Source organism: Ruegeria sp. C9 (genome assembly GCF_056537585.1).
The window spans coordinates 1-12,434 of record NZ_JBQFRU010000009.1; the positions used below are offsets into that span (position 1 = coordinate 1).

Annotated in this window: 10 protein-coding genes; 5 read left to right on the forward strand and 5 right to left on the reverse strand. The window is 56.7% G+C overall.

The annotated features are described in order from the left end of the window. Positions 1-368 precede the first annotated feature (368 nt). The 3 genes from katG to ACR0NE_RS19940 form a co-directional block, all read right to left on the reverse strand. Complete coding sequence (gene katG / locus ACR0NE_RS19930) at positions 369-2,570, reverse strand: catalase/peroxidase HPI (RefSeq protein WP_170598628.1); 2,202 nt, start codon at positions 2,568-2,570, stop codon at positions 369-371. A 424-nt stretch (positions 2,571-2,994) separates the two neighbouring features. Further along, positions 2,995-3,978, reverse strand: coding sequence for a glycosyltransferase (locus tag ACR0NE_RS19935; RefSeq protein WP_170598625.1), 984 nt, complete (start codon positions 3,976-3,978; stop codon positions 2,995-2,997). Positions 3,979-4,024: 46 nt separating this feature from the next. After that, a complete protein-coding gene (locus ACR0NE_RS19940; protein ID WP_170598621.1) occupies positions 4,025-4,882 on the reverse strand; it encodes an SDR family oxidoreductase in 858 nt (285 codons plus the stop codon). A gap of 88 nt (positions 4,883-4,970) precedes the next feature. Between ACR0NE_RS19940 and ACR0NE_RS19945 the strand changes: the two genes are divergently transcribed. Then, positions 4,971-5,603, forward strand: coding sequence for a class I SAM-dependent methyltransferase (locus ACR0NE_RS19945; RefSeq protein WP_170598618.1), 633 nt, complete (start codon positions 4,971-4,973; stop codon positions 5,601-5,603). 65 nt (positions 5,604-5,668) lie between these two features. On the opposite strand, the gene ACR0NE_RS19950 is transcribed toward ACR0NE_RS19945, so the two are convergent. After that, complete coding sequence (locus ACR0NE_RS19950) at positions 5,669-6,655, reverse strand: sterol desaturase family protein (protein WP_170399131.1); 987 nt, start codon at positions 6,653-6,655, stop codon at positions 5,669-5,671. 24 nt (positions 6,656-6,679) lie between these two features. Next, positions 6,680-7,435, reverse strand: coding sequence for a class II aldolase and adducin N-terminal domain-containing protein (locus ACR0NE_RS19955; RefSeq protein WP_170515321.1), 756 nt, complete (start codon positions 7,433-7,435; stop codon positions 6,680-6,682). 117 nt (positions 7,436-7,552) lie between these two features. Here ACR0NE_RS19955 and ACR0NE_RS19960 point away from each other — a divergent pair, with 117 nt between their 5' ends. The 4 genes from ACR0NE_RS19960 (at position 7,553) to ACR0NE_RS19975 (ending at position 12,266) form a co-directional block, all read left to right on the forward strand. Beyond that, positions 7,553-8,428, forward strand: coding sequence for a LysR family transcriptional regulator (locus ACR0NE_RS19960; protein ID WP_170598615.1), 876 nt, complete (start codon positions 7,553-7,555; stop codon positions 8,426-8,428). A 157-nt stretch (positions 8,429-8,585) separates the two neighbouring features. Then, a complete protein-coding gene (gene ade / locus ACR0NE_RS19965; protein ID WP_170598612.1) occupies positions 8,586-10,388 on the forward strand; it encodes an adenine deaminase in 1,803 nt (600 codons plus the stop codon). Further along, on the forward strand, positions 10,385-11,848 hold the full coding sequence (locus ACR0NE_RS19970; RefSeq protein WP_170399140.1) for an AMP nucleosidase: 1,464 nt from the start codon (positions 10,385-10,387) through the stop codon (positions 11,846-11,848). Before ade ends, ACR0NE_RS19970 begins: the two co-directional genes overlap by 4 nt. Positions 11,849-11,978: 130 nt before the next feature. After that, complete coding sequence (locus ACR0NE_RS19975; RefSeq protein WP_010442901.1) at positions 11,979-12,266, forward strand: HU family DNA-binding protein; 288 nt, start codon at positions 11,979-11,981, stop codon at positions 12,264-12,266. The last annotated feature ends 168 nt before the right edge of the window (positions 12,267-12,434 follow it).

Sequence of the window (12,434 nt, forward strand, 5' to 3'; positions counted from 1 at the left end):
TCAGCGCCACCGCCCAATCAAAAACCTCAGATGCCCCCAGTCTCTCCCGAGCGTCTCCGCAGCTTCCACCGCGTCCCAGCACCTCAGCAGCGCCGGTGAAGGGGTATTTACGGATTAGGTCTGGGACCTGCAACCCCCAATTTGAAAAAACTTCACATTTCCGACCACCTTCTTCTTCACCTTAATAAAAACAACAGGTTAGCTTAACAAATCCTCCCGAGAACTCACAAAAAGGAGGTTTATAGAAAGAGAAAGAACAGTCTCTCGGCGGAATCGTACCCAATGCTTGGTACGCGCCCTGAGTCAGGCGCATGAAAACGCCGCCCGACTCTCCTCGGGCGGCGCAATTTACTGCGATGGTTATAGGGTTACTTCAGATCAAAACGATCCGCGTTCATCACCTTGTTCCAGGCCGAGATGAAATCGCAGACAAATTTGCCACCTGCGTCGTCCTGACCATAGACCTCGGCCAGTGCCCGCAGCTGCGAGTTCGACCCAAAGACCAAATCCACGCGGGTACCTGTCCACTTCACGTCACCACTTGCGCGGTCGCGGCCTTCATAGACGCCGTCACCGGATGGTTTCCATTCGGTGCCCATATCCAGCAGGTTCACGAAGAAATCGGTGCTGAGCGTGCCGACCCGTTCGGTCAGCACACCATGAGAAGTTCCGTCAAAGTTTGTGCCCAGCACACGCATCCCACCTACAAGCGCGGTCATCTCCGGTGCCGACAGCGTCAGCAGTTGCGCTTTGTCCACCAGCAGGGCCTCGGCCGGAACCGAGTATTCCTTGTGCAGGTAGTTGCGGAAACCGTCCGCCATCGGTTCCATCACCGTGAAAGACTCGACATCCGTCTGCTCTTGCGAAGCATCGGTGCGGCCGGGGCTAAAGGGAACATCAACGTCATGACCTGCAGCCTTGGCTGCCTGTTCGATGGCAGCACCACCACCCAAGACAATGACATCTGCCAATGAGACCTTCTTGCCACCAGACTGTGCGTCATTGAACGCTTTCTGAACGCCTTCCAGCGCATCCAGCGCCTTGGACAGTTTCAACGGTTCGTTGACCTCCCAATCCTTCTGCGGGGCCAGACGAACGCGCGCACCGTTGGCACCGCCACGCATATCCGATCCCCGGAAGGTCGAGGCCGAAGCCCATGCGGTCGACACCAGATCTGAGATAGACAATCCCGTCGCGAGTATCTTGGCTTTCAGATCGGCTACATCAGCGTCGTCAATAAGCGCGTGATCGACGGCCGGGACGTTGTCTTGCCAAATAAGCTCTTCGCTGGGAGCCTCGGCTCCAAGATAACGCGCACGCGGACCCATGTCGCGGTGGGTTAGTTTGAACCACGCGCGAGCAAAGGCATCGGCAAATTCGTCCGGGTTTTCGTGGAAGCGCTTCGAGATCGGGCCATAGATCGGATCCATGCGCATCGCCATGTCGGCGGTGGTCATCATAGTCTTGACCTTTTTCGATGGATCACCCGCTGCCGGGGCCATGTCCTCTTCCTTGACCCCAACAGGTTCCCAGATCCACGCGCCCGCTGGGCTCTTGGTCAGGTTCCAGTCGTAGCCAAACAGCAGGTCGAAGTAACCGTTGTCCCACTTGGTCGGGTTTGCGGTCCAGGCACCCTCGATGCCGCTGGTGGTGGTATCATCACCCTTGCCGCTGCCAAAATCGTTGATCCAGCCAAAGCCCATCGCCTCCATCGGGGCGGCCTCGGGTTCGGGACCGACAAGACCGGGATCACCGGCGCCGTGGGCCTTACCAAAGGTGTGGCCACCCGCAACCAAAGCAACGGTTTCTTCGTCATTCATCGCCATTCGGCCAAAGGTGTCGCGAATATCGCGACCTGAAGCCAAGGCATCTGGCTGACCATCTGGACCTTCGGGATTCACATAGATCAGACCCATCTGAACAGCGGCCAACGGGTTTTCCAGATCACGTTCGCCCGAATAGCGGCTGTGCGGGTTCTCAGTTGGGGCCAGCCATTCGGTCTCGGCACCCCAATAAATGTCTTCTTCGGGTGCCCAGATGTCTTCACGACCACCGGAGAATCCAAATGTTGTACCGCCCATGGATTCGATCGCGCAGTTGCCCGCCAATATGTAAAGGTCAGCCCACGAGATCTGGTTGCCGTACTTCTGCTTGATCGGCCAAAGCAGACGGCGCGCCTTGTCCAGGTTGCCATTGTCCGGCCAGCTGTTCAGCGGAGCGAACCGCTGATTGCCGGTCGATGCGCCACCGCGGCCATCTGCCGTGCGGTAGGTGCCCGCTGCGTGCCAGGCCATACGAATGAACAAACCGCCATAGTGACCATAATCTGCGGGCCACCAATCTTGCGAATCTGTCATCAGCGCATACAGGTCTTCCTTCAGTGCCTTCAGGTCGAGCTTCTTGAACTCTTCGGCATAGTCGAATGTCTCGCCCATCGGGTTCGATGCAGGGCTATGCTGATGCAGAATCGACAGGTTCAGTTGGTTCGGCCACCAATCCCGGTTGGACCGGGCCTCGGCGCCATGCATTACCGGGCATTTGCCCATGTTGGGGGTATCACTTCCGTCCATATCGATCTCCAGTCCTGGCTAGATGTGTGCGTCGCGCGGTTAACTTTGAAACGAGAAACAGGGGTCTTGAGTGTTTTTGCGCTCGTCCTTGGAATGGGCATTACGCGGGATCGCGCAGATCGGCCCTGCCTTCATTGTAGGAAATAGCATTAACGACTCGTTCTTTCTGTTTGGATGTAGATTTAGCAAATCCAAGCCATTCATATAAGTTTTGTTTTTTGATGATATTGATAATCCAGGGCTATCACTTGAACATCTGCGCGCAGCCTGACCCTGAAGCGCGTGATTGCGATTGCACCGCCAAGCTTAACCATGCCTCGCAAGTCGGGCACGAGAGAGAGTAGACGCAAATAAGCTTACGATGATGGCCGCGCATGAAACGACTGAACTGAGTCTAACGCAAAACGGATTGACCGGCCCAGATTCAGTGGCCACTGACCTTCTTATAAAGGGCCGATTTATAGCCGAAGGGAATTCCCAATACCCCGACAAGCCACCCAACCGTTCGGGCGATCTGGATCAATCGCCGATCTGGTTGGAACGGAAACAGAAGGATTGCCCCTAACAGCGCCAACAAGCGGAAGGGGGTGCTCAAAAACCCCAAGATCGCCTTTGTTGGCTTCTGATCAAGCTTACGGCGCATATGGGTGTTGGACTGGTCCCTTCCCCGGGCGGTCTGATACCAGAATGACAACCTTTCGGGAGGAATGGTCTCGTACACAAAAGCGTCGGGCACCCAGCCGACCGGTAAGCCTGCAGCAACGGTCTCGGCATAGAACTTTGCATCCGTCCCGCCGGTCATCCGCATGGTTTCATCGAACCAAAGGCCGGTTTCGCTGAACAGGCGTGTCTCGCCCAGCCAGTTGTTTGTCACGATGGTCACGCCACCGGTACTGTTCAACGTGGCTTTCTTTGCAGCCGCGTTTTCCTTGTCGAGGTAACGATTGCTGATATTGCGCAACATCAGCCGCTGAATCGCGGTCTCCTGCCCCGATGGCCCCGCCGCACGAAGCGGAGCGCCCATTAGCACGGCAGAGCTGTTGCGATACCCGGCGACCAACCTTTCAAGCCAATCGACCGCCACCACTTCGTCATCATCGACAAAACAGAGCAGATCCGAGCCATTCTCCAACGCTTCGCGTGCGGCTCGGTTGCGTCCGAACGGGATGCCGAGTTCGGTCTCAAGGACATAGTTCAGACTTGCTCCATTAGGCAGCTTCTCCCCTACTGCCTGCACGGTACCTTCGCTGAGCGCGGCGCTGTCGTTTTCCACCACCAAACATCGCACCGAGCAGTCGGGCGGCAGCTTCATCTCTCCCCAGCTTCGAATCAAAGCGGCCAGCATCTCGGGCCGCCGCCGGGTCAGGGTCGAAACGGTAATGTTCAGCGGGACAGAGCGGTCTTTCATCGAAATCCCATACAATCCGTGCCGGTTTCTTGGCAAGGCGCGGTGATCAAGTGGCATCCTTCTGATGCTGCATCAGTGCTTCCAACCCTACACGGTAGTTCGGATAGAGCAATGAGACGCCCAGTTCATCCTTGATCCTGTCATTCCGAACGCGCTTGTTCTCATTATAGAAACTGCGCGCCATCGGGGTCAGATCAGCCTCATCAAACGGAACAGCAGGTGGCATCGGCAGACCTTGCAATTCGGCGGCATAGCCGATCACATCCTGCGGCGGCACCGGTTCATCATCACAGACATTGTAGATCGCACCCGGATTGGGTTTGGCCATCGACGCGATCAAAACCTGTGCAATGTCGTCAACATGAATGCGCGAAAACACCTGGCCCGGCTTGATGATCCGCCGCAACCCACCGCGTTTCAGCTTTGAAAACGGCCCGCGACCCGGCCCGTAAATCCCTGCCAGTCGGAAGATATGCAAGGGCAGGCCCGGAATGCCGCCCCATTGCTCCTCGGCACGCACGCGCCAAAGGCCACGTTCAGCCGTCGGTGTGGCGGGCGTCGTCTCATCCACCCAGCCTCCCTGGTGATCCCCGTAAACGGCTGTGGTCGACAGGTAGCCGACCCATTTGAACTGTCCGATCCGCGCGGCGATCTCATCCTTCAATTCCGCCAGCACCGGATCACCTTCGGCTGTGGGTGCTGTAGAGACAAGCAGATGCGTCACCCCGTCCAGATCAGGCCGATCCCCTGGCCAGACACGAGGCTCGGCACCCGAATCGCGAATTGTCTCAAGTTGTTGGGAATCACGCGTGGTTCCGATGACCCGCCATGCGGTTGGATCCAGTTGCTTCGATATCGCTCGGGCAGAATAGCCGTGGCCGAAGGAGAATAGTGTCTGTGTCATGGTCCCTTTGATGATCTGCCCGGCACGTGGATGCAAGCGCCGGATGGACGCACTTGATTCGAATCCTCTGATGCGCATTCATTGAGAAATGACCAAAAAGACACCTGACTTGCACGCAGCCTACTCCCTGAAATCGCCCGAGGAGAACAAGCGCCTTTATGCGGAATGGGCAGGGGAATATGACGACAGTTTCGCAGCGCTTGAGGATTATCAACTCCACAACCACACGGCGCGCGCTTTTGTGGGTGCAGGCGGACAAGGCCCGGTATTGGATGTAGGCGCGGGCACGGGGTTATGCGGAGCTATTCTGGCCGGGTTAGGCGTGGGTCCGATCGACGCCACCGATATCAGCGCCGAAATGCTGGACGAGGCGATGCGCAAGGATATCTATCGCGACGCGATCGAAGCCGATCTCAATCAGGGCCTGCCGGTTCCGCGCGGCAGCTATGCCGGTGTCGTCTCGTCCGGAACGTTCACCCATGGCCATCTTGGGCCAGAAGTTTTGCCAGCGCTCTTGCGTGTCGCACGCCACGGTGCGCAGTTCGCCCTGTCGATCAACGCAAAACACTTTGAGGCGCTCGGGTTTGCCGATACCTTCCGCCGGCTCGAGGCGGATCAGATCAGAGACTTATCTTTAACGCAGGTCCGGATTTACGGCGATCTTGCTGCCGGCCCCAACAAAGATGACGTCGCTTTGATCGCGTTGTTTGAGAAAACCTGACCAAAGCTCTGCGTAGGTCATATACGGACCTATGCAGAACTCGGCGGGGCAGAACGCCCTTGTGTCTAAGTATACATCTGCTTCTTGAAAGCCCGTGTCCGCGTTGTCGCCTCGGCTGAACCATCGTGATAAGTGCCGAACCACTTGTCGAACGGAATCTCGGATGTGCCGTAGTTACACTCGAAATACCGGTGATGAAGCTGGTGGAAGAAATCCCCGGCCCGCGCGGCATCCGTTTCACCAGCCTTCAGCTTTTCGAAACCCGAGTGAGACAGTACCGGGCTGATCTGCTGGAAGTAGGCGTGAAATAGCAGATGCAGCGGATGCGAGGGTACAATCAGATGGATGAAGTAGGTGGTGAAATAAAGAAGGTTTTCATACCAGTGGTTCGATATTCCCGACCATGGTCCGATATTGACGTTACGATGGTGCACAGCATGAACGTGCTTGTAGAGTTTCGGGTGATGTTCCAATCGGTGCACCCAGTAGAAATGAAGCCCTGACCACATCGGGATGAAAAGCATCCAGATCACGAACCAAACGGGGGCCGCGGCCCAGGTTATCACTGGCGCATAGCCATTCGCCATCGCCCAGTAGATCAGCCACTGATAGACCGTCGCCACAGTCATCGCACTTCCCAGCGTCCACCAGATGTTATCCAAAACCTGATTTCGAAAGGTAAACGACCCATTGTCACGTGTCAGATCACGCCGGTCGAATTTCTTGTACATGCCCTGCCCTTTGCGCATGTAAAGCCACCAATGCAGACCTCCTGCTATCATGATCTGAGGCACCATGTTCAGCAGCCAGATACGGAACATCCAGCCGGGCGCGAAACTCTGCATGGTCTCTAATGGAGGTAAAAACACGAAATAGGCGGCAAAAGCCATCACCATGCAAAGCGTCAGCGACGTAAGGGGAAGCCAAGCCCCTTTGTACCAGTTCAGGATAGCCGCAGGACGCGGCGGCCAGTTGAACAAAGGGTTCAAACCGACGGGCCCTTCGGGGCGGTAATTCCATCGGGCGGCTTCTGCATCATGCATATCGGTCATGGCTGAAACTCCTAACAGTGCGCTTCAGGTTGCGTAATCCGAGCCTTCGGCATCCAGAACAGATTTGATTTCGCGTAGATGTGCTTCGGCCTGACCGGGATATTCATCAAGCTCTTGCGCGGTTTTCTCAGCAATCTCATCGGACAGAACGCGCAAAGGTTGCCTGGTTTGAAGAGCACGAATGTACGTTTCTGCGGCGCGTTCAAAATAATAGAGTCTGTTAAAGGCATCTGCCGGACTGTCGCCGATCACCAAAACCCCGTGGTTGCCCATGATCATGACTTTCTTTTTCGGGTCCGACAGCATCGCGGCACAGCGCTCACCTTCGTTTTCAAAAGCCAGACCTCCGAATTCTTCATCGATTACGTAGCGATTGAAGAAAGTTGCGGTGTTCTGATCGATCGGCGGCAAGCTGCTGTCTGCCAGCGAGGCAAGAACCGTCGCAAAAATCGAATGCACGTGCATCACGCAGCGCGCATGCGGGCAATGGCGGTGGATCGATCCGTGGAGCCCCCAAGCCGTCGGATCCGGTGCGCCGGGCTGGTCCATGACATCTTTGTCATTGGCATCAAGCAGCAGCAGATTTGACGCCTTGATACGCGCGAAATGCATCTGGTTGGCATTCATCAGGAACTGCGTGCCGTCTTCGTTCACCGCAAGGCTGAAATGGTTCGCCACCCCTTCATGCATGTTCAACCGTTCGGTCCAGCGGAATGCGGCGGCCATGTCCACGCGTTCGGACCAATGATCGATGTTGGGACGCAGGTTTGTAACGCTCATGCCGGGCTCCTTCGCTGGTCAATTGACTTCTGGGAAATCGTGCCTTCACCGCAAACGTTTGACCAACGAAAAAAACATGCCTAGTTCATTAGTAAAACTACTGGCAGAGTTATGAGCATGCAGAAATCACTTCCACCGCTCGGCTGGCTACGCACATTTGAAGCGGCGGCCCGTCATTTGTCATTCACGGGGGCGGCGCGGGATTTGAACATGACGCAAAGCGCAGTCAGCCAGCAAATCAAATCACTAGAGGGCTATTTGGGTCAGCCATTATTCCTACGTCGTCCGCGTGCATTGGAGCTGACCGAAGCTGGTATCACCTATCTGCCGGTCGTGCGTGAAGCCTTTCGAACTCTGGTAAGGGGGACACAAGCCGTCACGGGCGCACAACAAAACGCGGTTCAGGTCCAGAGCAACATCACATTTGCCGTCAACTGGCTGGCTCCGCGCCTACCCCGGTTTCGGGAACTGCATCCGGATGTACATCTGAATATCTTTACTGAGCTCTGGGAGCCGCGCGAAATGGCCGAAGGCGCGGCGGTGGAAATCCGCTATTCGCTGCGCCCGGCCGATACGGTGCGAACGGAATTGCTACGGACAGATCACTACTATCCTGTCTGTGCCCCCGACTTCCCGGTGACGCTGGAAACCCTGCAGGAACAGCCCCTGTTCGACTGTTCAAATTTGTTGTCGAATTGGGAGAGCTGGATCACAGATCAGAGTCTAACTTGGGGGAAACCTAAGGTGACCTATTCGACGACCTATCTGGTCAGCCTGTCGGTTGCGATGGCCGGAGGAGGCTTGTGTTTAGCCCACGACATGATCGCAAAACGGTTGATTGAAGAAGGCCGCCTGATCGCGCCGTTCATCCATCGCGCTGCTATGCCCGAGGCCTATTATCTATTGCTATCGCCCCAAGCCGAGGAAACGCCGGGCGCGTTGGCGTTTGTCGACTGGCTGCGCGCAGAGATTGAAGCCGATCGCCACAACTAATCGCGGGTCGCTCCCGCCCATCGTTGATGCCCTTTGGGCATCTCCTCTGGTTGGGCGTGGCAGCGCTGGCGCGCTGCGGATGGCAGGTTTTGTGATGATTCCATGATACCTTAATAGTGGGGGTTGCACCTTGCGCCGCATTCGGGAAAGTTGGGTCATGGAATACACTCCCTTCCCAAGTTGGCCCGATACCGCCCCTCGTCTCATCGCCGTGGCTGCTGGCCGCGAGGCTGCCGATTTGGTGATCCGTGGCGGCGTCTGGGTCAATGTGCATAGCCGCGAAACCCTGCCTGACCATGACGTGGCGATCGCTGCGGGGCGCGTTGCTTTTGTGGGGCCGGACGCCGCGCATTGTATCGGTCCTGAGACTCAGATCATCGAGGCGCACGGTCGCTATTTGGTGCCGGGGTTATGCGATGCTCATATGCATATCGAATCGGGCATGTTGACCCCGGCAGAATTTGCCCGCGCAGTCATTCCGCATGGCACAACTTCGATGTTCACCGACCCGCATGAGATCGCCAATGTGATGGGGTTAGAAGGTGTGCGACTGATGCATGACGAGGCGCTGATGCAGCCGCTGAACATCTTCACCCAGATGCCGTCCTGTGCACCCTCAGCACCGGGGCTTGAGACCACAGGGTATGAGATCACCGCCGAGGATGTGGTTGAGGCGATGTCTTGGCCCGGTATCATCGGTCTGGGTGAGATGATGAACTTTCCCGGTGTCATTCATGGCGATCCGAAGATGTTGGCAGAGATCGCGGCCACACAGCGCGCCGGAAAAACCGCTGGCGGGCACTACGCTTCGCCTGATTTAGGGCCTGAATTTGCCGCTTACGTCGCTGGTGGCCCTGCCGATGATCATGAAGGCACCTGCGAGGCCGACGCCATCGCACGTGTCCGTCAGGGAATGCGGTCAATGATGCGGTTGGGGTCGGCCTGGTATGATGTGGAAAGCCAGATTACTGCGGTGACTGAAAAAGGGCTGGACCCGCGCAACTTCATCTTGTGCACCGACGACTGCCATTCGGGAACGCTGGTAAATGACGGACACATGAACCGCGTAGTGCGACATGCGATTGCCTGTGGTTGCGATCCTCTGGTTGCGCTGCAAATGGCGACGATCAACACGGCGACCCATTTTGGGTTGGAACGCGAGATCGGCTCGATCACACCCGGGCGGCGCGCTGACATTATCCTGAGTTCTGATCTGGTAGAGCTTCCGATCGAAACCGTGGTCGCGCGCGGTCAGATTGTGGCTGAAAACGGGACGGTAACGGTCGAATGCCCGCATCTGAACTGGCCCGATAAGGCGCGAAATACCGTACACCTAGGGCACGCGCTGACCTCGACAGACTTTGAGATCGCAGCCCCTGCCGGAGCGAACCGTGTCACGGCCAACGTGATCGGGGTGGTTGAAAATCAGGCCCCGACGCAGGCACTGAAATCGGAGCTGCCCATTATCGAAGGGCTTGTTGAAGGCGAAGGCGATGTGTGCCAAATCGCATTGGTCGAACGGCATCGCGCTACCGGAGGTGTGACCAACGCCTTTGTCTCGGGCTTTGGGTATCAAGGCAAAATGGCCATGGCCTCGACCGTTGCGCATGACAGCCACCATATGATTGTTGTCGGTACCGACCGTGAACAGATGGCACTGGCCGCGAACAGGCTGGCCGAAGTGGGCGGAGGCATCACAATCTTTCGCGATGGTGAAGAACTGGCCCTGGTGGAACTGCCTATCGCAGGCCTGATGTCCGACAGCCCAGCGACTGACGTTGCCGCCAAGGCTGAACAAATGGTCGAGGCGATGAAGACCTGCGGCTGTCAGCTTAACAACGCCTATATGCAGCACTCTCTGCTGGCCTTGGTTGTGATCCCTGAGCTGCGGATCTCGGATCTTGGGCTGGTGGACGTGCGCACATTTGAAAAGATCGATCTTCTGGAACCCCTTGCATGACTACTATCCGAACACCTGACGTTCCCAACCCCGAGAAATTTAGCGATCCGCTTGCAGCTGTCGCACGTTTGGAAGAGCTCTATGAACAGGCGACAAAATTCCTGTGCGATAGGTTTGCAAATGCACTTAAGAACGGCGCTCCTACCGAGAGGTTTCGGGCGTTCTACCCCGAAATCCGGATCAGGACCTCGTCTTACGCGCAGGTCGACAGCCGGCTGAGCTTCGGTCACGTGTCCGAGCCGGGCACGCACGCCACGACAGTGACGCGCCCCGATCTGTTCCGGTCCTACCTGACCCAGCAGATCGCGCTTTTGATCAAGAACCACGATCAACCGGTCACAATCGGAGCTTCGGAAACGCCGATCCCGGTCCATTTCGCTGTCGCCAATAACCCGGATCTGGTTGTCCCGCATCAGGGTGCAGCTGGGTTCACTCTGCGCGATGCGTTCGATGTACCGGACCTGAATACAACAAACGACGATATCGTGAATGGCGTGCACGAGCTGGAAAACGAAGCCGGGCCCCTTGCGCTGTTCACGGCCCAGCGCGTGGACTATTCGTTGGCAAGGCTTTCGCATTACACCGCGACTGACCCCGGTCATTTCCAGAACCACGTGCTGTTCACCAACTATCAGTTCTATGTCTCGGAATTTGAGAGCTACGCACGGGCGCAACTCGCTGATCCCGACAGCGGCTATACCAGCTTTGTCTCGACCGGGAATGTTGAGATCACGGACGCCGAAGCCGTACTGGAACAGCCCCTTAAACTGCCGCAAATGCCAACCTACCACCTGAAACGCGCGGATGGGTCTGGGATCACGCTGGTCAATATCGGCGTCGGGCCATCGAATGCCAAAACGGCCACCGACCACATTGCGGTTCTGCGCCCGCACGCCTGGTTGATGGTCGGCCACTGCGCCGGTCTGCGCAACACGCAGGCGCTTGGGGATTTCGTACTGGCACATGCCTACCTGCGCGAGGACAAAGTGCTGGACGACGACCTGCCCGTCTGGGTGCCGATCCCACCGCTGGCCGAAGTCCAGGTCGCGCTGGAACAGGCTGTGGCCGAGGTAACCGAGTTGGAAGGCTACGAGCTGAAACGTATCATGCGAACAGGTACAGTCGCCTCGGTCGATAACCGCAATTGGGAGCTTCGCGATCAGTCCGGCCCGGTGCAACGGCTCAGCCAGTCCCGTGCGATTGCGCTGGATATGGAAAGTGCAACAATCGCAGCCAACGGTTATCGGTTCCGGGTTCCTTACGGCACCTTGCTGTGCGTCTCGGATAAGCCCTTGCATGGTGAATTAAAGCTTCCCGGCATGGCTTCGGCGTTCTATACCACTCAGGTCAGTCGTCATTTGGCGATCGGAATCCGGGCGATGGAGCACTTGCGCGGCATGCCGCTGGAACGGTTACACAGCCGGAAATTGCGTTCGTTTGACGAAACGGCCTTTCTCTGAAGCAAAAAAGCAACGAATTTCCCCTATTTTTGGGGTTTTTAGTGCTACTATTCGTTGTGTTCAGCCACAATATCCCGTTACAGTTACGCGGTGAGGCCCTATAGATCGGGCACGTTAAGGAGACCAAGAAATGGCAAAGCCTATGACAAAGACTCAGCTGGTGGCTGCTCTCGCTGAGGAAATGGGAACTGACAAGAAATCCGCAAATGCCGCGCTGGAGGCCATGACCGGCCTTATCACTCGCGAAGTTTCGGCCGGTGGTGCAGTCACCCTGCCCGGCGTTGGCAAAATCTACTGCCGCGAGCGCCCCGAGCGCATGGTGCGCAACCCCGCCACCGGCGAGCAGTTCAAGAAAGAAGCCGACAAAGTGGTCAAAATGACCATCGCGAAAGCTCTGAAAGACAGCGTCAACGGCTAATTCGCCGAAGACAGATCGCAAGATCGAAGGGGTCGCCACCGGGCGGCCCTTTTTTTGTCTGAATAAGTTATGTAAGCATCTGATTAATATCGAGTTTTTGCCGCTATCGCCATAGTTGTGTCATGTTCCTCATCCACTCGCTTAATGGGAAGTATTATTGAGGAATCT

What these genes read in the sequence shown, in the direction of transcription:
- katG (WP_170598628.1), bottom strand. Translation starts at nt 2,570, where the DNA reads ATGGACGGAAGTGATACCCCCAACATGGGCAAATGCCCGGTAATGCAT.
- ACR0NE_RS19935 (WP_170598625.1), bottom strand. Translation starts at nt 3,978, where the DNA reads ATGAAAGACCGCTCTGTCCCGCTGAACATTACCGTTTCGACCCTGACC.
- ACR0NE_RS19940 (WP_170598621.1), bottom strand. Translation starts at nt 4,882, where the DNA reads ATGACACAGACACTATTCTCCTTCGGCCACGGCTATTCTGCCCGAGCG.
- ACR0NE_RS19945 (WP_170598618.1), top strand. Translation starts at nt 4,971, where the DNA reads ATGACCAAAAAGACACCTGACTTGCACGCAGCCTACTCCCTGAAATCG.
- ACR0NE_RS19950 (WP_170399131.1), bottom strand. Translation starts at nt 6,655, where the DNA reads ATGACCGATATGCATGATGCAGAAGCCGCCCGATGGAATTACCGCCCC.
- ACR0NE_RS19955 (WP_170515321.1), bottom strand. Translation starts at nt 7,435, where the DNA reads ATGAGCGTTACAAACCTGCGTCCCAACATCGATCATTGGTCCGAACGC.
- ACR0NE_RS19960 (WP_170598615.1), top strand. Translation starts at nt 7,553, where the DNA reads ATGCAGAAATCACTTCCACCGCTCGGCTGGCTACGCACATTTGAAGCG.
- ade (WP_170598612.1), top strand. Translation starts at nt 8,586, where the DNA reads ATGGAATACACTCCCTTCCCAAGTTGGCCCGATACCGCCCCTCGTCTC.
- ACR0NE_RS19970 (WP_170399140.1), top strand. Translation starts at nt 10,385, where the DNA reads ATGACTACTATCCGAACACCTGACGTTCCCAACCCCGAGAAATTTAGC.
- ACR0NE_RS19975 (WP_010442901.1), top strand. Translation starts at nt 11,979, where the DNA reads ATGGCAAAGCCTATGACAAAGACTCAGCTGGTGGCTGCTCTCGCTGAG.